The sequence below is a fragment of the Pseudoduganella sp. jia 9 genome (assembly GCF_055502615.1).
Genome location: NZ_JBUPWE010000010.1, coordinates 107577 through 127877, shown reverse-complemented (window position 1 = coordinate 127877; position 20301 = coordinate 107577). Strand labels below are relative to the sequence as shown.

The following is a 20301-nucleotide window of genomic DNA, read 5'->3' as shown; positions in this document are numbered from 1 at the left end:
GGTCAGCCCAACGCCTGGTAAAGCTCCGCGATATCGTAAGGCTTGGCCAGCAGCCGCACGCCGGGCAGGTTGACCCGGCTGTCCGTATAGCCGGTGGCCAGCACGATCCGCACATGCGGATAGCGCGTCAGCACGATGCGCGCCAGTTCGACGCCGCCGATCGCGCCGGGCATCACGATATCTGAAAATACCTGGCGCACCGGCGCACCGGACTCCAGCACGGCAAGCGCTTCGTCGCCGCTGGCCGCGGCGTGCACCTCGAAGCCGGCCGTGACCAGGGCGGCCAGCATCGTTTCGCGTACCAGCGGGTCGTCCTCGACGAACAGCACCAGCCCGTCGGCCGCTTGCAGCGCGGGCGGCGCAGGCCTGGCGTCATCGCCGGCGGAGTCTGCCGCGCCGGCGGCGCGCGGCAGCCAGATCGTCACCGTGGTTCCGGCGCCGGGGGAGCTGTCCAACACCAGCTTGCCGTTCGACTGGATGGCGAAACCATACGCCTGCGGCAGGCCGAGACCGGTGCCCTTGTCCACTCCCTTCGTCGTGTAGAACGGTTCCAGCGCGTGCGCCAGCGTATCCTGGCTCATGCCGGTGCCGGTATCGGTCACCGACAGGCGCAGGTAGTCGCCCGGCGCCAGGCCCGCTGCCTGCCCCTGTACCGCATCCGCCAATGCCTCGTTGCGCAGCGCGACGCCTACCTTGCCGCCCCCCGGCATCGCATCGCGCGCGTTGATGACGAGGTTCAGCAAGGCCAGCTCCATCTGCAGCGGATCGATGGTGACGGGCCACGGGCGTTCCGGCGACTCCTGCAGGTCGAGCACCAGTTCCACGTTGTCCGGCAGCGCATTCTTCAACATCGGCAATACATTGCGCACGGCCGATGCCGGGTCGACGGTGGCCAGCCGCGCGTCCTGCACGGTGCCGAACGAGCGCATCTGGCCGGTCAGCGTGGTGGCGCGCGCGATGGCGCGCTGGCAGGTATCGGCCAGCGCCTGGACCCGCGCGCGGTCCTGCGTCAGCGGAATCAGCTGCAGGGCGCCGGACAGGGTTTGCAGCACGTTGTTGAAATCGTGGGCGATGCCGGCCGTGAGCCGGCCCAGCGCCTCCAGTTTCTGGCCCTGCAGCAGCGCGCGCTGGGCGCGCTCGGCCGCGGCCACCGCCTCGGCCACCTTGCGCTCCAGCTCCGCTTCGTTGTCGCGGATCCGGGCGCCGGCATCGGCCAGCGCCCGGCTGACGGCGTCCGCCTCGGCCATTCCGGAGACCAGTGCCGCCACGGGTTCGCCGGCACCCAGCGCCTCGGCACTGCGCCGCAAACGCTCGATGGGCGCCGCGGTGCGCCGGGCATACCAGTGCGCGCCGGCGATCGACAGTGCCAGCATCAGCACGATCATCGCGGCAAAGCCGGTGGCCGCGTAGATCGCCGGCCGGCGTATCTCGTCGAGCGGCACGCTGAGGATCACGGTCCAGCCGGACAGCGGGGCGCGGCTGAAGAACGCCATGGTATCGGTGCCGGACAGCGTGACACCCTGGTGCACGCCGGCCCGTTCGCCGGCCAGGATGCGCGCGCGCAGCGCAGGGCGCACGTGCATGCCGATGTACTTGTGGGCATCGCGGCTGCGCGCGATCACGCGGCCCTGGCGGTCCGCCAGCGACGCGGTCCACTGCGGCGGCAGCCCTTGCTGGACCAGCAGCGGCACCAGCCGTTCCGCCGCCATGCCCATCGCCAGGTAATGACGCAACTGGCCGTCGACCCGCACAGGGATCTGCACCGCGATATCCGGACGCTTGCCGACCGGCGCGATGAACAGGTCGGAAACCACGGTACCTTGCGGCCCTTGCGCGCGCCGCAGCGCCATCAGATTCGATCTGCCTTGCGCCGGCGGCCCGCCGAAAGGGTGGCGCGTGTTGAGCAGCTGGCGCCCCTCCAGGTCCATCAATACGACCGTTGAATGGCTGGGCGGTGCCACGAGGCGAGCCTGCTCGCGGAATGTCCGCAGGTCCCCATGCCGCAGTACCGGCGACGCGGCCAGCGTGCGCAGGACGGCTTCCATCGCCAGCAGTTCGCGGTCGGCCAGCAGCGACAGTGCGCGCACCGCCTCGCGCGTACCGGCCACCTCGGCCTTGCGCTGTTCCTGGTACACGTACCATACCGCCACCGATGCCACCACCACGGCGGGGAACAGGATCGACAGGATCAGCAGCAGCAGGCGGGTTCTGATAGGCATGGGTGAGGGCGAATGGCGATCATGAAGCAGCAATAACGAAACAGCAACATCGATTCTATCCGAGCAAGCAACACAACGTCGTGCACGCTTCGTCGCGCGCAACGAACGGTTCGCCGCAAAAGGTTTCCCTCGGCCTGGCCGCCGTCTTACATTGCGTGGATCGCCATGACCGGAGAACCCCGATGAAAAAGCTGCTGGCAACCACCCTGCTGCTGTCTTCCATGCTGCTGCCCGTGTTCGTCCCGGCCGCCCACGCGGAACCGGCCGGCGACGATGCAGTCGCCGTGGCGGAGATCGATATCATCGTCAAGGCCTTCCAGGCCGCGATCATCGCGAAAGACCGCGCGGCGCTGGAAGCGATGTTCCTGCCGGCCGATAACAGCTGGCTGATGGTGGCCAGCGATCCGGCCAGGCTGAAACCGGGCCAGCCGCGCGTGCGGCCATCCTCCTACCGGCAGTTCGCCGAATCGATCGGCAACAGCAAGGTACCCGTCGAAGAACGCTTCCACAATGTGCGCATCCACAGCAACGGCAGCATCGGCACGGTGTACTTCGATTTCGATTTCGTCGAAAACGGCAAGGTCACGAACAAGGGCGCCGAATCCTGGCATATGGTGAAAACGGAAGGCGGCTGGAAGATCAGTTCGATGGTATTTTCACTCGGCTGATATTGCCGGAATTGCGGCTACAATCGCTCGATGTCCCCGCGCTCGTTCGACACGGCCCGCCTGGCCGATCCCCCCTTTCATCACGCCTTGCTGGCGGCGCTGCCGATCTCCGCGTGCATCGCGATCATGGCCGTGCCGGACTTCGGCCACGAACGCCCTCTGATCTTCCGCACGCTGTACCTGTGCACCTACCTGGCGTGGATCGCGCCCACCGCGTGGCTGCAGCGCCAGCTGTGGCGGCGCGGCCTGCACTGGTGGGTCGTGGCGCTGGCACTGCTGGCGGCCACCTACGCGATGTCGGTCGCGAACAGCGCCCTGGGACAGACGGTGGGCATCCGCCTCGGCTTGCGCGAGAGCTACCGCTGGGACATGCTCTTCGCGGGCCTGGACGGTTGCTGGCTGCCTCTGATCGCATTCTGCACCACCCATGCAGTGGTGGCCTACAACAGCGCGCTGGGCGCCGAGCGCTCGCGCGCGGCCGAGGCCCTGCTGCTGGCGCGCGATGCCGAATTGCGCGCGCTGCGCTACCAGTTGCAGCCGCACTTCCTGTTCAATACGCTCAATGCCGTTTCCGCGCTGGTGGCCACGGGCCGCGACCGCGATGCCAACCGCATGATCGCCCAGCTGGCGGACCTGCTGCGGGCCACGCTGGCCACGAATCACGCACATGAGCACGCGCATGAGCACGCGCATGAGCACTCGCTGGCCGACGAGCTCGCGCTGACCGAAAACTACCTGGAGATCGAGAAGGCCCGGCTGGGCGACCGGCTGCGCATCGGCATCGACATCGGCCCCGGACTGCTCGATGCGCAGGTGCCGTGCCTGCTGCTGCAGCCGCTGGTCGAGAACGCCGTGCGGCACGGCATCGCGCCCGATCCCGCCGGCGGCGCACTGGCGCTGACGATCGCCGCGGGCGACGGCATGCTGCACATCGTGGTCGTCAACGATGCGCGCGTCGCGGGTGCCGAGGGCGATTCGCTGGGCGTGGGCATGCGCAACGTGGCCGAGCGGCTGCGCAAGCTGTACGGCGGCACGTACCGTTTCACGGCCCGTCACCTTGCCGGCAGCCGGTTCGAAGTGGCGATCGAACTGCCGCTGCGGCGCGAGGCCGGCGCCGGCGCATCCTGGGTCCGCGCGGCATGATGCGCGCGCTTGTCATCGATGACGAACCGCTGGCACGTGCCGGCGTACTGGCCCGGCTGCGGCAATGCCCGGATATCGGCGTCGTGGCGGAATACGGCGACGGGCCCGCCGCGCTGGCCGGCATCCGCGACGCGCGGCCCGACCTGGTGTTCCTCGACGTGGACATGCCCGGCCTGAACGGGCTGGACGTGCTGGCCGCGCTGCCGCCGGCGGAGCGGCCGCTGGCCGTTCTGCTGACGGCATACGAGCAGTTCGCCGTGCAGGCGTTCGCACTGGACGTCGTCGATTACCTGTTGAAGCCCGTGGAAGATGAGCGCTTTGCGGAAGCGGTAATCCGGGCCCGGCAGGCCTGGCGCTTCCGGCAACACGCGCCGGTCAGCACCGAGCGGCATGCCGGCTACCTGTCGCGTTTCACCGTGCGCTACGGCAGCCGCCTGGTGTTCGTCGATGCCGGCGACGTGGACTGGATCGACGCGGCGGGCGATTACGCCACGCTGCACGCGGCTGGCCGCGAATACCTGGTGCGCACGCCGCTGCACAGGCTGACCGAATCGCTCGACCCGGCGGCGTTCGTCCGGGTGCACCGCTCGGCCATCGTGCGCCTGGACCGCGTGGCCGAACTGCGCACGCTGGGCAACCGCGACGCCCTGTTGCGGCTGCGCGACGGCACGCCGCTGCGCGCCAGCCGCACCTATATCGATGCACTGCTGGCGGCGCTGGAACGGCAGCGGAGAGCAGCCTGACGGGCAAAAAAAAACGGCCCGTCAGGGCCGTTTTTCGTGAGGCGAAAGCCGCTTAGTTCTTGGACTTGTCGACCATCTTGTTGGCGGCGATCCACGGCATCATCGCGCGCAGTTTCGCACCCACTTCTTCGATCTGGTGCTCGGCCGTCAGGCGGCGGCGCGAGATCAGCGTCGGTGCGCCGGCCTTATTTTCCAGGATGAAGGACTTGGCGTATTCGCCGGTCTGGATGTCCTTCAGGCACTGGCGCATGGCTTCCTTGGTCTCGGCGGTGACGACGCGCGGGCCGGTCACGTACTCGCCGTATTCGGCGTTGTTCGAGATCGAGTAGTTCATGTTGGCGATGCCGCCTTCGTAGATCAGGTCGACGATCAGTTTCAGTTCGTGCAGGCACTCGAAGTACGCCATTTCCGGCGCGTAGCCCGCTTCCACCAGCGTTTCGAAGCCGGCCTTGATCAGTTCCACGGTACCGCCGCACAGCACGGCCTGTTCACCGAACAGGTCGGTCTCGGTCTCTTCGCGGAAGTTGGTTTCGATGATGCCGGCCTTGCCGCCGCCGTTGGCGGATGCGTACGACAGGGCGATGTCGCGGGCGGTGCCGGACTTGTCCTGGTACACGGCGATCAGGTGCGGCACGCCGCCACCCTGCTTGTACGTGTTGCGCACGGTGTGGCCCGGGGCCTTCGGTGCGACCATGATCACGTCGAGGTCTTCACGCGGCACGACCTGGCCGTAGTGCACGTTGAAGCCGTGGGCAAAGGCCAGCACGGCGCCCTGCTTGATGTTCGGTGCCACGTTTTCGTTGTAGACCTGGGCGATGTTCTCGTCCGGCAGCAGGATCATGACGACATCGGCCGCCTTCACTGCGTCGTTGACTTCGGCAACCTTGATGCCGGCCGCTTCGACCTTCTGCCACGACGCGCCACCCTTGCGCAGGCCGACGGTGACGTTCACGCCGGATTCGGTCAGGTTCTGTGCGTGCGCGTGACCCTGCGAGCCGTAGCCGATGATGGCAACGTTTTTGCCCTTGATCAGGGAGAGGTCAGCGTCTTTGTCGTAGAAAACTTTCATGGTCATTCCTAAGTATTTTGTGTGAATCGTATAGATAATTTACAGCTGGGCGAAGATCGGAGCGGGGTTCGACTCAGAGCTTCAGGATGCGTTCGCCGCGGCCGATGCCGGAGCCGCCCGTGCGGACGGTTTCCAGGATCGAGGTGCGGTCGATCGCGTCGATGAAGGCGTCGAGCTTGCTCTTCGCGCCGGTCAGTTCGATCGTGTAGGTCTTCTCGGTCACGTCGATGATGCGGCCGCGGAAGATGTCGGCGGTGCGCTTCATTTCCTCGCGCTCCTTGCCCACCGCCCTCACCTTGATCAGCATGAGCTCGCGCTCGATGTGCTGGCCTTCGGTCAGGTCGACCACCTTGACCACCTCGATCAGCCGGTTCAGGTGCTTGGTGATCTGCTCGATGATGTCATCCGAGCCGCTGGTGACGATCGTCATCCGCGACAGCGTGGAATCTTCGGTCGGCGCCACGGTCAGCGTCTCGATGTTGTAGCCGCGCGCCGAGAACAGGCCGACGACGCGGGACAGCGCGCCCGCCTCGTTTTCCAGCAAAACAGAAATGATGTGTCGCATATCAGAGGTCCTCCGAACCGAGCAGCATTTCGGACAGGCCCTTGCCCGCCTGGACCATCGGCCACACGTTTTCGCTCTGGTCGGTGATGAAGTTCATGAACACCAGGCGGTCCTTCATGCCGAACGCTTCGCGCAGCGCGCCGTCGACGTCGCCCGGCTTCTCGATACGCATGCCGACGTGGCCATAGGCCTCGGCCAGCTTTTCAAAGTCCGGCAGCGAGTCCATGTACGACTCGGAATAGCGCGAACCGTAGTCGAGTTCCTGCCACTGGCGCACCATGCCAAGGAAGCGGTTGTTCAGCAGGATGATCTTCGGCGTCAGGTGATACTGCTTGCACGTGGCCAGTTCCTGGATGTTCATCTGGATCGAGCCTTCGCCGGTGATGCAGGCGACCGTGGCATCCGGGTTCGCCATCTGCACGCCCATGGCGTACGGCAGGCCGACACCCATCGTGCCCAGGCCGCCGGAATTGATCCAGCGGCGCGGCTTGTCGAACTTGTAGTACTGCGCGGCCCACATCTGGTGCTGGCCGACGTCCGACGTGATGAACGCGTCGCCACGGGTGATCTCGTAGACTTTCTCGACGACCGATTGCGGCTTGATGATCGTGTCCGACGTCGGGTACCGCAGGCACTGGCGGTTGCGCCATTCAGTGATCTGGTTCCACCACTTCGACAGCTGGGCCGGATTCGGCTTGTGGTCGGCTGCGTCGAGCTGCGCCAGGAATTCGATCAGCACGTCCTTGACGTTGCCGACGATGGGAATGTCCACCTTCACGCGCTTGGAGATCGACGACGGATCGATGTCCACGTGGATGATCTTGCGCGGGTTCGAGGCGAAGTGCTTCGGGTTGCCGATCACGCGGTCGTCGAAGCGTGCGCCGATGGCGATCAGCACATCGCAATTCTGCATCGCCATGTTCGCTTCGTAGGTGCCGTGCATGCCGGGCATGCCCACCCACTGGTCACTCGACGAACGCGAGCCGCCCAGGCCCATCAGCGTGTTCGTGACGGGGAAGCCGAGGCGTTCGACGAGCTTGTTCAATTCGTTCGCCGCATTGGCCAGGATCACGCCGCCGCCCGTGTAGATCATCGGGCGTTCGGCCGCCAGCAGCAGTTGCACCGCCTTGCGGATCTGGCCGGAGTGGCCCTTGTCGACCGGCCGGTACGAGCGCATCTCGATCTCCTTCGGATAGGAGAACACGTGCTTGTGCATCGAGATGTCCTTCGGGATGTCGACCAGCACAGGGCCGGGACGGCCGGTGCGGGCGATATAGAAGGCTTTCTTGACCGTTTCGGCCAGGTCCTTCACATCCTTGACGAGGAAATTGTGCTTGACGACGGGACGCGTAATGCCGACCGTGTCGCATTCCTGGAATGCATCCTGGCCGATCGCATGGCTCGGCACCTGGCCGGAAATGACGACCATCGGCACGGAATCCATGTACGCGGTCGACAGGCCGGTCACCGCATTGGTGACGCCCGGACCGGACGTGACGAGGGCAACGCCGACCTTCTGCGAGCTGCGCGAATACGCGTCCGCCGCATGGATGGCAGCCTGCTCATGGCGAACCAGGATATGCTGGAATTTGTCCTGCTTGAAGATGGCGTCGTAGATGTAGAGGACTGCTCCTCCCGGATAGCCGAAGACGTGTTCGACGCCCTCTTCGGCCAGGCAGCGCACGAGTATCTCGGCGCCAGTGATGGCTGCTTCGGTGTTCATGAAACATTCCTTTCAAGGTCCATAGGAGATTGAACGGATGCTCTTGCCTGTCGAAGTTAGCCTATCGCCACAGCTCCCTCGAGCGTACTTGCATTTGCGGTCACGCCGGCTGTTCCCCCAACCGTAGTGGGGTGCGAGACGGACGCTGTAACGCAATTATTTCCGCTGGAGTTTCTGCAGCTGTTCGGCCGACCTCTCGCGCTTTTGGCACGGGCTGGAGCAAACTGCTGACATATGAAAGCGGATCGGGCACGGCGGCCTTGTGTGCAGCGGCGCGCGATCTGGGAGCCTCGTGGTGTGCGAAGCGTTCCATACGTTACTGCGTTGCACCATCGCTGGTCAAGGAATATTATGATTTTTCGACCTTATGCTCCTGTTCGGTGCATGCAAAATGGATAAGCGTGGCGAAAAGCGCCAAAAAAATGCGGAATAACGTGATATTTGCTAGGATGCACAACTCAGAAGACCTCAACGGCACGCACTCCCCTCCTGATGGCAACAGATAAAGAACTTTCAGACTTTCTGGAAAACGTCGAACGACGTGCCTTCAAGCAGGCGGTCTATGCAGTGCGCAAGGATGAGGCGGCACTGGATATCGTCCAGGATGCAATGATCAAGCTGGCGGAAAAATACGGCGACAAGCCGGCCGCCGAACTGCCGCTGCTGTTCCAGCGGATCCTGCAAACCACCATCCTCGATTACTTTCGCCGCGAAAAGGTGCGAAATACCTGGGTCAGCCTGTTTTCCGGACTGGGGAATTCCCAGGAGGAACATGAGGATTTTGATATACTCGAATCCTACGAGGCCGAACAGGGCACCCAGGCCGCCGAATCGAGCGCTGACCAGGTCGAACGCATGCAGGTTCTGCAACTCATTGAAGATGAAGTGCAAAAGCTCCCGACGCGTCAACGCGAAGCGTTCCTTATGCGTTACTGGCAGGATATGGATGTAGCAGAGACGGCCGCAGCGATGGGATGTTCCGAAGGGAGCGTGAAAACACATTGCTCAAGAGCAAATCACACTCTCGCCGAAGCACTCAAAGCCAAGGGAATCAAACTATGAATACCGAAGAAATCAATTTCGCTTACCGCGTGCGCCATGCGCTCAACGAGAAGCTGGACGATTTGCCGGCCTCGACTACCGACCGCCTTGCCGCCGCCCGCCAGGCCGCCCTGGCCCGCAAGAAGCCACACGTGGAAGTGCGCGTGACCCGTACCGCGACGGTGGCCGCCACCGCCGGCGGCAATGGCTTCTTCTCGGCACCGTTCGGCTGGATCGGCCGCGTCTCCGTGGTCTTGCCGCTTCTGCTCGTCATGGGCGGCATGGTCGGTGTCTACCAGTACGAGCAGCAGCAGTCGATCGCCGAACTGGCCGAACTGGATGCGGCTTTGCTGACGGACGAATTGCCGCTGCAGGCCTACCTGGATAACGGTTTCAACGCCTATCTTGAAACCCGCGGGCGTTAGGGATGGCGCGTAGGATGGCGCAAAAGAACGGCCGCGCATGGATGTTCGGTGGTGCCGCAGCGCTGATCGTCGCGATCGCCGCCGGTGTTGCCGTCTTGCGCCATGGCCGTCCGGACGCTGCGCCATCACCCGCGGCCTCCGCATCGGCACTGCTGTCCCCTTCCGTCAATGAATTGCGCTGGCAGGATCTCACGCCCGCGCAGAAAGAAGCGCTTGGCCCGCTCAAGGCGGGCTGGGACGACCTGGGCCCCGTGCGCAAGCAAAAGTGGCTGGATATCGCCAGCCGCTACGCGACGATGAAACCCGCGGAGAAAAAACGCATGCTTGAACGCATGCGCGCCTGGACCGAAATGTCCCCCGAAGAACGCAAGGCCGTACGCGAGAATTATGCGCGTGCGCAGCGCGCCGTCGGCGGCAAGAAAGCGGCCCAGTGGGAAGAATACCAGCAGCTGTCGGACGAAGAAAAACGCAAGCTGGCCAAGGCCGGCACCACGAAGAAACAGCAGGTGGCGAAGCCGCCCACGCCGGCACAGAGCCTGGCAAAAACCCCGCAGCCGGCCAAGCCGCATGGGCCGGCCGCTCCCCCGCCCGTGATTGCCGCGACACCGCCCCCTGTGCCCGTGGCGCCGCCGCCCCCACCGCCGCCCCAGCCGGTGCAGGAACTCGTGTATCCGCTCGAGGGCGCCGCCACGCCGGCCGTCATGTTGCAGCAGAATCCACCGGCACCAGCGCCGGCGCCAGTGCCAGTGCCAGTGCCAGTGCCGGTGCCGGTGCCCGCTCCAGCATTGCCGGCAACCCCGGCCGCCGCCGCTCCGGCAGCCGCGCCAGCTCCCGCCGCGTCATCCGCCGCACCCCATGCAGCCAAATAACGCGGCTGTATCGACACCTTCGATCAGGCGCCGCCTCGTGTCGATGGTGTATGAGCTGCTGCTGGCATTCGCCGCCCTGTTCCTGCCTTTCCTGGTATTTGAATTCGTTGTCGATGCCAGCCATGCAGCCGCGGTCGAGCATGGCCGCCAGGCACTTGCTTTCCTCGTGCTGGGGGCGTATTTCATTCATCAATGGAGCCGCAACGGCCAGACGCTGGCGATGCAGACCTGGCGCCTGCGCCTGACCTTGCCCGATGGCGCGCCGGTACCGCCGAAGCGGGCTGCGTTGCGGTACTTGCTGGCCTGGATGTGGGTGCTGCCGGCCCTGGTCGCCAGCTGGGCGTTCGGGCTCGCGCACTGGCATGCGCTGGGTGCCATCGCCATCGGCATCGCTGCGTGGTCGCTGACCGCCCTGCTCGACCGCGAGCGCCAGTTCCTGCACGACCGCATCGCCGGCACGCGCCTCGTGCAACTGCCGAAGCCGGCGAAGAAGGCCGCCGCGCAGACGGCCTGACCTTGCAGGGACGGCTGCCGCCCTCACCTGTGCCGGATGATCCCGGACGACGACTCCCTCACCGAACCGCTGTGCCCACTATGCGGCCGCCCGCTCGGCACGGCCAACATCGACCGGCACCACCTCGTGCCGAAGACGTTCAAGGGCCGGGCGCAGTTCCCCATCCATAAGATCTGCCACCGGAAAATCCATTCGGTCTTCACCGAGAAGGAACTGTTCCGGACGTATCACACCTGGGAGAAACTGCGCGAGAACGAGGACATCCGTACGTTCATCGACTGGGTGGCACGCAAGCCGCCGGAGTTCTACACGAGCACTGCGACGGCGAACAGCAAGAAGCGAAAGTGATACCCCGAAAAACTGGGGACGGACCCCTGTTTTCAGGAAAATTGCCTTGAAACCAGGGTCCGTCCCCAGTTTTGCGGGTTAGAAGCGTTCGTAGCCGAGCAGGTAGCGCCATTGCCCGACCTGCAGGCTGCCCATCGAGAGTCGGCCGATCCGCAGCCGCCGGATGGCGGTGGGGGTGAGTCCGACGGCGCCGCACATCCGCTCGACCTGGCTCGGTTTCGGTCCCTTGACGGCGAAGCGCAGCCGCCGTTCGTTCTGCCAGCTGACTTTCGTGGCGCCCTGGTTCAGTTGGGCGAGGCCATTGTCGGCGATCGTGCCGTCGACGTCGACGATCAGTTCCTGCTCCACCGAACCCGGCTCGTCCACCAGCTTGCGGATGACGCGGTAATCCTGTGTAAACACGAACAGGCCGCTGGCCGACGGGTCGAGCGGCAGCACCGGCGTGAGATTGTGCAGGTGCCGTTTCAGGAAGCGCTCCTTTGCCGCGTGCTCGCTGCGTGCTTCCGGCAGCAGGCAGCGCAGCGCATCGGCGCCGGCCGGCTTGTTCAGCAGGATCGTGACCGGCACGATCTCGAGCAGCGTGGCGTCCGGCGCCAGCGATACCGCCTGTGCCGGGGCGACGCGGGCGCCCGGCTCTTCGACGACGGCACCATCGACGAGCACGAAGCCGCCCTCGATGTACAGTTCCGCCTCGCGCCGCGAACAGCCCTTCTCGTCCATTACCCGCTTGGACAGGCGGATCGACTCGTCACTCATGCGCAGCCTCCGCCCCGGTATAGAAACGATGGCCCATTTCCTGCAGCCCGACGGTATCGAGCACTTCCTTCAAGCGCTCGGCGGGACGCTTGCGCGGCAGGTTCTTGTAGGTAGCGATGATCAGCTCGTTCTTCATCGAATGCTCCCAGCCCACCAGTTCCGTCACGTTGACCTGGTAGCCGTGCGCTTCCAGTTGCAGGCAGCGCAGCACGTTGGTGATCTGGCTGCCGAACTCCCGGGTGTGGATCGGGTGGCGCCAGATTTCCGTGAGCGCGCTCTTGCCGAGCGACTGGCCCTTGTTCTTCTTCAGCACCGAGGCCACTTCGGCCTGGCAGCACGGCACCAGCACGATATGCCTTGCATGTTTCTTCAACGCGAAATCGATCGCGTCGTCCGTTGCCGTGTTGCACGCGTGGAGCGCGGTGACGATGTCGATGGTCTCCGGCAGGTCGGACGAGGTGGTCGATTCGGCCACCGACAACGGCAGGAACGACATGCCCGCAAATCCGAACTTCGCGGCCAGTTCGCGCGAGCGCTGCACCAGCTCGTCGCGCGTTTCGATGCCGTAGATATGCGAATCGCCTTGCAGCGCCTTGAAGAACAGGTCGTAGAGGATGAAGCCGAGGTAGGACTTGCCGGCGCCATGGTCGACCAGCGACACGGCGCCCTTGTCCTGCACCACGTCGTTCAGCAGCGGCTCGATGAACTGGTACAGGTGATACACCTGCTTGAGCTTGCGCCGGCTATCCTGGTTCAGCTTGCCGTCACGCGTGAGGATGTGCAGTTCCTGCAGCAGCGCGACGGACTGCCCCGGCTTCACCTCCGGGATGTCCGTCACCGTGGTTGGCAGGGGCGCCTTGTCCGCCTTATTGCGCTTCATCGATCCACGCCTGCTGGATCGCTTCCAGGATCTTCTCGCCGCCACGCTTGTGATCGTCGTCGAATCCTTCCAGCGTCACCACCCAGTGGTGCAGGTCCGTGAAGCGGATCTGCGTCGGGTCCAGGTGCGGATATTTGTCATACAGCGCTTCCGCGATCGCCGTGATGTCCGTCCATTTCATCTCAGTGCGAGCCTTCGCTGGCATGGTTGATGGTGTATTTCGGGATTTCGATGACCAGGTCCTCGTCCGCCACGATCGACTGGCACGACAGGCGCGACTGCGCTTCCAGGCCCCAAGCCTTGTCGAGCAGGTCTTCTTCCGTCTCGGTGGCTTCGTTGAGCGAATCGAAACCCTCGCGCACGATCACGTGGCAGGTGGTGCAGGCGCACGATTTTTCGCAGGCGTGCTCGATGTGGATGTCGTTGTCCAGCAGGACGTCGCAGACGGATTTGCCCGCTTCCGTCTCGATGACGGCGCCTTCGGGGCACAGCTTGGCATGGGGCAGGATGACGATTTGTGGCACTTGCTACCTCTGTAATATTTGTAGATGACGCGGTGGACGATGTGGCTGGACGATGTGGCTGGACGATGTGGCTGGACGATGTGGCTGGATTATGTGCCTGGGTTACGCGACCTGGTCCAGCGACTTGCCGGCCAGCGCGCTGCGCACGCTGCGGTCCATCCGGCGCGAGGCGAATTCCTCGGTGCCGTGCGCCAGTTCCTCGACGGCGGCTTTCACAGCCAGGTGGTCGACCGCGCCCGCGACCGACTGCGCCAGGATCTCGCGAGTTTTTTGCATCAGCGCATCGACCACTACCCGTTCTTCGGCGGTCAGCAAGGCCGCGTCTTCATCCAGCGCCGACTGGGTCGCCAGCAGGATGCGCTCGGCCTCGACCTGCTCTTCGCGCAGCGCGCGCGCCTTCATGTCGCTGTCGGCCGACGTGTACGATTCCTGCAGCATGCGCGCGACATCGTCGTCGCCCAGGCCATACGACGGCTTGACGGTGATCGATGCCTCGACGTTGGAGCGCAATTCACGCGCCGAGACGGACAGCAGGCCGTCGGCATCGACCTGGTAGGTGATGCGGATGCGTGCCGCGCCGGCCGCCATCGGCGGAATGCCGCGCAGCTCGAAGCGCGCCAGCGAACGGCAATCGGATACCAGCTCGCGCTCGCCCTGCAGCACGTGCACCGCCAGCGCGGTCTGGCCATCCTTGAATGTCGTGAACTCTTGCGCCCGGGCGCACGGAATCGTCGAATTGCGCGGGATGATCTTCTCCACCAGGCCGCCCATCGTCTCGATGCCGAGCGACAGCGGAATCACGTCCAGCAGCAGCCAGTCATCGCCTGCGGCGCGGTTACCGGCCAGCAGGTTGGCCTGGATGGCAGCGCCCAGCGCCACCACCTTGTCCGGATCGATGTTGGCATGCGGGATCGTGTGGAAGAACTCGCCCACGGCGCGCTGCACGTGCGGCATGCGCGTAGCGCCGCCCACCATGACCACGCCGTCGATATCGTCGGCATCCACGTTGGCATCGCGCAGCGCCTTCTTGACGGCGTTGATCGTCTTGCCGACCAGGTGTTTGGTGATCTCGTTGAACGTTTCGGCAGTGATGATCTGGTGTACGTTCTCGCCGGACGACAGGCTGGCATCGACCAGCACTTCGTTCTTGGTCGACAGCAGTTCCTTGGCCTCGCGCGCCTTCACCATCAGCACCGCGGTGTCCTGCTCGTTCAGCGGTGCCAGCTTTTCCTGCGCATGGATCCAGCAGAACAGGCGGTGGTCGAAATCGTCGCCGCCCAGCGCGGAATCGCCGCCGGTGGCCAGCACTTCGAACACGCCTTTCGACAGTTTCAGGATCGAGATGTCGAACGTGCCGCCGCCCAGGTCATAGACGGCGAACAGGCCCTCGGAGGCGTTGTCGAGACCGTAGGCGATGGCCGCGGCGGTGGGCTCGGACAGCAGGCGCAGCACGTTCAGGCCGGCCAGCTGGGCCGCATCCTTGGTGGCCTGGCGCTGCGCATCGTCGAAATAGGCGGGCACGGTAATCACGGCGCCCACCAGGTCGTCGCCCAGCGCATCCTCGGCGCGCTGGCGCAGCGTGGCCAGGATCTGTGCCGACGTCTCGACCGGGCTCTTCACGCCCGCCACGGTCTTCAGCTGCACCATACCGGGCGCATCGACGAAGTCATACGGCAGGTTCTCGGCGTAGGCGATGTCCTTCAGGCCGCGGCCCATGAAACGCTTGACGGAGACGATCGTGTTCTTCGGATCGGTGGTCTGCGCCGCCAGTGCCTTGTAGCCGATGTTGGCGTGGCCGTTCGGCAGATAGCGCACGACGGACGGCAGCAGCGGCCGGCCGTCCTCGTCGTTCAGCACCTCGGGAATGGACGAGCGCACGGTGGCGACCAGCGAGTTCGTCGTGCCCAGGTCGATGCCGACCGCCAGGCGATGCTGGTGCGGGGCGGTGGACATGCCGGGTTCGGAAATTTGCAGAAGAGCCATGTGAAACCTGTTGTTGTTGTGTGCCTGCCGCCGGGGTAGATCCGTCGCGGCGCGTGGTGAAGTCGCCTATGCGTCGAGCGCGTCGAAGGCAAAGCGGACTTCTTCGCCGAATTTTTCCAGGAACATCAGTGCGCGCACGCCTTGTGCCGCGGCGTGGTAGTCGCCCGCGTCCAGCTGCGTCTCGATGTCCTTCAACTGGCCCTTGCGGGCGCTGCGCAACTGGCCGTCCAGCTGGTCCAGCAAACCGGCATTGCGCGTGGCGCGCGCCTCGGCCAGTTCCTCGCGCCATTCCATCTGCTGCATCAGGAAGGCCATCGGCATCGCCGTGTTCGACTCGACCTGCAGGTCGACGCCATGCAGCTCGCACAGGTACTGCGCGCGCCGCTGCGGGTTCTTCAGCGTCTGGTAGGCTTCGTTGGCCCGCGTGGCCCACTGCATCGCGACGCGCTTTTCAGCGTCCGTGGCGTTGACGAATTTGTCGGGGTGCACGCGGCCCTGGACTTCGCGGTAGGCGGCGTCCAGCGCGCCGGCATCGATGGCGAACTGCCGCGGCAGGTGGAAAAGCTCGAAGTGATTCTGCACGGTGAAAGTAATATCAATGCGTCAGACGCGGAAGCTTTCGCCGCAACCGCAGGCGTCTTTTTCGTTTGGATTGTTGAACTTGAAGCCCTCGTTGAGGCCTTCACGCGCGAAGTCGAGCTCCGTGCCATCAATGTACGGCATGCTTTTCGGATCGACGAATACCTTCACGCCGTGCGATTCGAACACCGAGTCTTCCGGCGCCACTTCATCGACGTATTCCAGCTTGTACGCCAGCCCCGAGCAGCCCGTCGTACGCACGCCGAAGCGCAGGCCGACGCCTTTGCCGCGCCGTTCGATGTAGCGGGAGATGTGCTTTGCTGCCTTTTCGGTCAGGGTGACTGCCATGCGAATTCCTCCTTCACCGGAACCCGCGCCGCGGATTCCGTTCTTGCATTCAAACTCAGGCCGAGTGCTTGGCCTTGTAGTCGCTCACTGCCGCCTTGATGGCGTCTTCCGCCAGGATCGAGCAGTGGATCTTCACCGGCGGCAGCGCCAGTTCCTCGGCGATCTGCGTGTTCTTGATGGCCAGTGCTTCGTCCAGCGTCTTGCCCTTGACCCATTCGGTCACCAGCGAGCTGGAAGCAATGGCCGAGCCGCAGCCGTAGGTCTTGAATTTCGCGTCTTCGATCAGGCCGTTGGCGCCGACCTTGATCTGCAGTTTCATCACGTCGCCGCAGGCCGGCGCGCCGACCATGCCGGTGCCGACGGTGTCATCGCCCTTTTCAAAGGCGCCCACGTTGCGCGGGTTTTCGTAGTGATCGAGTACTTGTTCCGAGTAAGCCATGATATTGCTCCTAATGATTCGTTATGACGGCCAGCTTAGTGAGCGGCCCACTGGATCGAGCTGATGTCGATCCCTTCCTTGAACATATCCCACAGCGGCGACAGTTCGCGCAGCTTGCCCACCTTCGACTTCATCAGTTCGATGGCGAAGTCGATGTCCTGCTCGGTCGTGAAACGGCCGATCGTGAAGCGGATCGAGCTGTGCGCCAGTTCGTCGCTGCGGCCCAGCGCGCGCAGCACGTAGGACGGCTCCAGGCTGGCCGAAGTACAGGCCGAACCGGACGACACGGCCAGGTCCTTCACGGCCATGATCAGCGACTCGCCTTCCACATAGTTGAACGACACGTTCAGGTTGTGCGGTACGCGGTGGTCCATATCGCCGTTGATGTAAACCTCTTCGATCTCCTGCAGGCCCTTGGCCAGGCGGTCGCGCAGCGCCTTGATGCGGGCGATCTCTTCATCCATCTCGACCTTGGCCAGGCGGAATGCTTCGCCCATGCCGACGATCTGGTGCACCGGCAGCGTGCCCGAACGCAGGCCGCGCTCGTGGCCGCCGCCGTGCATCTGCGCTTCCAGGCGCACGCGCGGCTTGCGGCACACGTACAGCGCGCCGATGCCTTTCGGGCCGTAGGTTTTATGCGCGGTAAACGTCATCAGGTCCACTTTCAGCGCCTGCACGTCGATGGCCAGCTTGCCGGTCGCCTGCGCGGCGTCGCAGTGGAAAATGATGCCCTTGCCGCGGCAGAAGGCGGCGATCTCGCCGACCGGCTGGATCACGCCGATCTCGTTGTTGACCAGCATGACGGAGACCAGGATCGTGTCCGGGCGTACGGCCGCGGCCAGCTGCTCGACGGTGATCAGGCCGTTGTCCTGCGGGTCCAGGTACGTCGCTTCGAAGCCCTGGCGCTCCAGTTCACGCACGGTGTCCAGCACGGCCTTGTGCTCGGTCTTCACCGTGATGATGTGCTTGCCCTTGGTCTTGTAGAACTGCGCCGCGCCCTTGATCGCCAGGTTGTTGCTTTCGGTGGCACCGGAAGTCCAGATGATCTCGCGCGGATCGGCATTGATCAGCGCCGCCACGTGGCCGCGCGCCTCTTCCACGGCCGCCTCGGCCGTCCAGCCGTACATGTGGCTGCGCGAGGCCGGGTTGCCGAACTGCTCGCGCAGGTAGGGAATCATCTTGTCCGCCACCCGCGGGTCGATCGGCGTGGTGGCCGAATAGTCCATGTAGATCGGGAAGTGCGGCGCGGTCTTGAAATCGACCGGGGCAACCTTGGGGACGTTTTTTTCAGGGGCGTTCATCTTTTCACTCCAGTGCTTTGCGGCGTATGTGGGTATTCTGGGACAGCTGAGTGCTTACTTTGCCAGGGCGGCGTGTTCATTGCGGTGCATGACCACCACGTTCTGCTCGGCGTTCTTCTGTTTTTGCTGGTCGACCAGGTCCTGCAGCGAGACCGAGTCGAGGTAATCGACCATCTTTTCGTTCAGCGTGGTCCACAGTTCGTGGGTCATGCAGCGTGCGCCGCTGGCGTGGTCCGCGCCATGGCAATTTTCCTTGCCGCCGCACTGGGTGGCATCCAGCGGTTCGTCGACGGCGATGATGATGTCGGCCACCGTTACCTTGTCGGCACGGCGGGCCAGGCTGTAGCCGCCGCCGGGACCGCGGATCGATTCGACGATCTCGTGCCGGCGCAGCTTGCCGAACAACTGCTCCAGGTAGGACAGCGAAATGGCTTGCCGCTGGCTGATGCCAGAGAGCGTGACGGGACCTTTGCCCTGGCGCATTGCCAGGTCGATCATCGCCGTCACGGCAAAGCGGCCTTTGGTAGTCAGACGCATACGACCTCGAATAAATGCCGCCGGGAACAACGCAATCCGGCAGGTTTCCAACTCGGTATTGAACTAAGGTAAAATCTCGTGCTTCATCTGCCAGGTTTCCGTCGCGATAAGGGCTCTTTCGAAAACACCTTGCGGACCCGCAAACAAAACCTGATTACTTGAACGATTTAGTCAAGTATAACAGCTTCCAAAAATCCTTGCCGGGCGTAGCTTCGATGCCGATGCAGCGCCTCGTAGGCAATCTTCCCCGAACCGCCAGGGCTGCCACCGAAAATTAGCGGCGATGCAACAATCGCAGCGGGCCGAACAGCGCGTGCATCTCCCTGTTGGCGATGAACGACAGGTTATATGGGTGCTCCGCCACCGCCTGCGGCATTGCCCGCACGGCCGGCAACTTGTTGAATTGTTCGGCAATCTTTCCCCATAACACCAACCTGGGCTGCTCCTCGCGCGCTGCGAGGGCGTCGATCACGGTGGCAAAGAACGGCAGCCACGCCTTGGCGTCCTTGACCGGCGCCACGTGCGGCCGGAACACCAGCGAAGCGTTCAGCAGCAGGAAGCCGTGGTCCGTCAGCCGCTGCTGCAGCTCGGCCAACGTGCCGATCGCGGCCCCGCTCCGGGCGCGCACGGCGCACGCAGCCAATGCGGTGCCGGCGGTATCGGATTCGTGCAGTTGCCCGTCTGCCACCAGCAGCATCTTCATGAAGTTGCGCAGCGACGTGGCACGGTTGACGCGCTTCGACAGGCCGCCATCGGCAAGATCCGACCACAGGCTGTCGACGGCGCCATCCATGAAACAGACGCCGGTGGCGCTTTCCGCCCGCGGATACGGGCCCTCGCCCACCAGCACGTAGCGCACCTGCTCCAGCGGCAGCGCGAAAGCGGCGAACAGGCGCTGCCCGGTGGGCAGGTAGCTGTCGTCGGCCAGGGCCGGCAGATAGGCAGGATCCGCGGCGGCGATGGCCTCCAGGCCCTTGATCAATACCGGATGCCACGAAGGATCTGCCCTGTCGAGGGCGGCGAGGAAGTGCGAGGGAATGGTCATGCGCTGGCGAAGAGGCAAAGGGCGGGATTCTACCGTAAGGAACACCTCCTTCCAGGCCAGATGTTGCCCCAAAAACAGGGTCTGTCCCTATTTATTGTTGCCCCAAAAACAGGGTCGGTCCCTATTTGTTTGGGTCCGTCCCTATTTGTTTGGCCGGTACCTTATCGTGGATTCATGGCCGTCCCAGCAGGTCGTGCGCGTCGAGGATCGCAAAGGCGATCTCGGGGCGGGCGTCGAGGCAACGCCGGATCGCGGCCGGTACGGCTTGACGGGTCTTGCGGCACAGGCCGGGACACGGTACCAGCTCGATGGCGAAGCCGCGCACGGTGCGCACCTCGTTCGGCCCGGCGCGATCGTCAACGTGACGCCCAGCTGCTCCTGCAGCCGCTGGCCAACGCGCACCAGCTCGGCGTAGCTGGCGATCGATTCCAGTCGCTCGATCAGGCGCTTCTCTTCGTCGCGCGTCAGGCGCAGCACGCGCATGTCCGCCTGCGGATCGTTCTCCAGCAGCTCGCGCTTGCAGTCGCAAGCACCGGGCGGGCACTCCTTGCGGATCGGGAATGGGGGCGTCATGGCATGAGG

The 20301-nt window shown here is 64.4% G+C and carries 23 protein-coding genes and 1 pseudogene; 8 read left to right on the top strand and 16 right to left on the bottom strand.

Features of this window, described 5'->3' with window-relative positions:
• Positions 1-2: 2 nt before the first annotated feature.
• Positions 3-2219 (bottom strand): hybrid sensor histidine kinase/response regulator, encoded by a 2217-nt coding sequence (locus ACY34H_RS14565; RefSeq protein WP_464978193.1) that lies wholly within the window; start codon positions 2217-2219, stop codon positions 3-5.
• Positions 2220-2401: 182 nt separating this feature from the next.
• Between ACY34H_RS14565 and ACY34H_RS14560 the strand changes: the two genes are divergently transcribed.
• From ACY34H_RS14560 to ACY34H_RS14550, 3 genes are read left to right on the top strand one after another with little or no spacing between them, the layout of a single operon-like run.
• The gene (locus ACY34H_RS14560; protein WP_464978192.1) at positions 2402-2887 is read left to right on the top strand and encodes a nuclear transport factor 2 family protein; all 486 of its coding nucleotides are present in this window, start codon (positions 2402-2404) and stop codon (positions 2885-2887) included.
• A gap of 30 nt (positions 2888-2917) precedes the next feature.
• Positions 2918-4030, top strand: coding sequence for a sensor histidine kinase (locus ACY34H_RS14555; RefSeq protein WP_464978191.1), 1113 nt, complete (start codon positions 2918-2920; stop codon positions 4028-4030).
• Positions 4027-4773, top strand: a complete 747-nt coding sequence (locus ACY34H_RS14550) for a LytR/AlgR family response regulator transcription factor (RefSeq protein WP_464978190.1) — start codon at positions 4027-4029, stop codon at positions 4771-4773. Before ACY34H_RS14555 ends, ACY34H_RS14550 begins: the two co-directional genes overlap by 4 nt.
• A 52-nt stretch (positions 4774-4825) precedes the next feature.
• Here ACY34H_RS14550 and ilvC read toward each other — a convergent pair whose 3' ends face one another.
• From ilvC to ACY34H_RS14535, 3 genes are all read right to left on the bottom strand, one after another.
• Positions 4826-5842 carry a ketol-acid reductoisomerase gene (ilvC, locus tag ACY34H_RS14545; RefSeq protein ID WP_131144675.1) on the bottom strand — a complete coding sequence of 339 codons (1017 nt, stop codon included), beginning with the start codon at positions 5840-5842 and terminating at the stop codon, positions 4826-4828.
• A 73-nt stretch (positions 5843-5915) separates the two neighbouring features.
• Positions 5916-6407 carry an acetolactate synthase small subunit gene (ilvN, locus tag ACY34H_RS14540; protein ID WP_131144674.1) on the bottom strand — a complete coding sequence of 164 codons (492 nt, stop codon included), beginning with the start codon at positions 6405-6407 and terminating at the stop codon, positions 5916-5918.
• A gap of 1 nt (position 6408) precedes the next feature.
• Positions 6409-8130 (bottom strand): acetolactate synthase 3 catalytic subunit, encoded by a 1722-nt coding sequence (locus ACY34H_RS14535; protein WP_464978189.1) that lies wholly within the window; start codon positions 8128-8130, stop codon positions 6409-6411.
• A 492-nt stretch (positions 8131-8622) separates the two neighbouring features.
• Between ACY34H_RS14535 and ACY34H_RS14530 the strand changes: the two genes are divergently transcribed.
• From ACY34H_RS14530 to ACY34H_RS14510, 5 genes are read left to right on the top strand one after another with little or no spacing between them, the layout of a single operon-like run.
• Positions 8623-9192 (top strand): RNA polymerase sigma factor, encoded by a 570-nt coding sequence (locus ACY34H_RS14530; protein WP_464978188.1) that lies wholly within the window; start codon positions 8623-8625, stop codon positions 9190-9192.
• Positions 9189-9596: a DUF3619 family protein gene (locus tag ACY34H_RS14525; protein WP_464978187.1), complete on the top strand. Its 408-nt coding sequence runs from the start codon at positions 9189-9191 to the stop codon at positions 9594-9596. The genes ACY34H_RS14530 and ACY34H_RS14525 overlap by 4 nt, the downstream gene beginning before the upstream one ends.
• Positions 9597-9610: 14 nt before the next feature.
• Positions 9611-10465, top strand: a complete 855-nt coding sequence (locus tag ACY34H_RS14520) for a DUF3106 domain-containing protein (RefSeq protein WP_464978186.1) — start codon at positions 9611-9613, stop codon at positions 10463-10465.
• Positions 10452-10979, top strand: a complete 528-nt coding sequence (locus tag ACY34H_RS14515) for an RDD family protein (RefSeq protein WP_464978185.1) — start codon at positions 10452-10454, stop codon at positions 10977-10979. The genes ACY34H_RS14520 and ACY34H_RS14515 overlap by 14 nt, the downstream gene beginning before the upstream one ends.
• A gap of 36 nt (positions 10980-11015) precedes the next feature.
• Positions 11016-11327 carry a hypothetical protein gene (locus ACY34H_RS14510; RefSeq protein WP_464978184.1) on the top strand — a complete coding sequence of 104 codons (312 nt, stop codon included), beginning with the start codon at positions 11016-11018 and terminating at the stop codon, positions 11325-11327.
• A 78-nt stretch (positions 11328-11405) separates the two neighbouring features.
• On the opposite strand, the gene ACY34H_RS14505 is transcribed toward ACY34H_RS14510, so the two are convergent.
• The 12 genes and pseudogenes from ACY34H_RS14505 to ACY34H_RS14450 all read right to left on the bottom strand — a co-directional run bounded on the left by ACY34H_RS14505 (position 11406) and on the right by ACY34H_RS14450 (position 20292).
• Positions 11406-12083 carry an RNA pseudouridine synthase gene (locus tag ACY34H_RS14505; RefSeq protein WP_464978183.1) on the bottom strand — a complete coding sequence of 226 codons (678 nt, stop codon included), beginning with the start codon at positions 12081-12083 and terminating at the stop codon, positions 11406-11408.
• Positions 12076-12963 carry a class I SAM-dependent methyltransferase gene (locus ACY34H_RS14500; RefSeq protein ID WP_464978182.1) on the bottom strand — a complete coding sequence of 296 codons (888 nt, stop codon included), beginning with the start codon at positions 12961-12963 and terminating at the stop codon, positions 12076-12078. Before ACY34H_RS14500 ends, ACY34H_RS14505 begins: the two co-directional genes overlap by 8 nt.
• Positions 12950-13144 carry a Fe-S cluster assembly protein IscX gene (gene iscX / locus ACY34H_RS14495; protein ID WP_137313976.1) on the bottom strand — a complete coding sequence of 65 codons (195 nt, stop codon included), beginning with the start codon at positions 13142-13144 and terminating at the stop codon, positions 12950-12952. The genes ACY34H_RS14500 and iscX overlap by 14 nt, the downstream gene beginning before the upstream one ends.
• Position 13145: 1 nt before the next feature.
• The gene (gene fdx / locus ACY34H_RS14490; RefSeq protein WP_130188279.1) at positions 13146-13487 is read right to left on the bottom strand and encodes an ISC system 2Fe-2S type ferredoxin; all 342 of its coding nucleotides are present in this window, start codon (positions 13485-13487) and stop codon (positions 13146-13148) included.
• A gap of 102 nt (positions 13488-13589) precedes the next feature.
• Complete coding sequence (gene hscA / locus ACY34H_RS14485) at positions 13590-15470, bottom strand: Fe-S protein assembly chaperone HscA (protein WP_464978181.1); 1881 nt, start codon at positions 15468-15470, stop codon at positions 13590-13592.
• 66 nt (positions 15471-15536) lie between these two features.
• Complete coding sequence (gene hscB, locus ACY34H_RS14480) at positions 15537-16052, bottom strand: Fe-S protein assembly co-chaperone HscB (RefSeq protein WP_464978180.1); 516 nt, start codon at positions 16050-16052, stop codon at positions 15537-15539.
• Between the two features lie 21 nt (positions 16053-16073).
• Positions 16074-16397 carry an iron-sulfur cluster assembly protein IscA gene (gene iscA, locus ACY34H_RS14475; protein ID WP_131144662.1) on the bottom strand — a complete coding sequence of 108 codons (324 nt, stop codon included), beginning with the start codon at positions 16395-16397 and terminating at the stop codon, positions 16074-16076.
• Positions 16398-16452: 55 nt separating this feature from the next.
• A complete protein-coding gene (iscU, locus tag ACY34H_RS14470) occupies positions 16453-16836 on the bottom strand; it encodes a Fe-S cluster assembly scaffold IscU (protein ID WP_130188275.1) in 384 nt (127 codons plus the stop codon).
• Positions 16837-16871: 35 nt separating this feature from the next.
• Entirely contained in the window at positions 16872-18137 is a 1266-nt protein-coding gene (locus tag ACY34H_RS14465) for an IscS subfamily cysteine desulfurase (RefSeq protein ID WP_464978179.1), read from the bottom strand.
• A 54-nt stretch (positions 18138-18191) separates the two neighbouring features.
• Positions 18192-18674 (bottom strand): Fe-S cluster assembly transcriptional regulator IscR, encoded by a 483-nt coding sequence (iscR, locus tag ACY34H_RS14460; protein WP_137313982.1) that lies wholly within the window; start codon positions 18672-18674, stop codon positions 18192-18194.
• Positions 18675-18948: 274 nt separating this feature from the next.
• Positions 18949-19719 (bottom strand): uracil-DNA glycosylase family protein, encoded by a 771-nt coding sequence (locus tag ACY34H_RS14455; protein ID WP_464978178.1) that lies wholly within the window; start codon positions 19717-19719, stop codon positions 18949-18951.
• A 172-nt stretch (positions 19720-19891) separates the two neighbouring features.
• Positions 19892-20292: pseudogene (locus ACY34H_RS14450) on the bottom strand (hypothetical protein).
• Between the last annotated feature and the right edge of the window lie 9 nt (positions 20293-20301).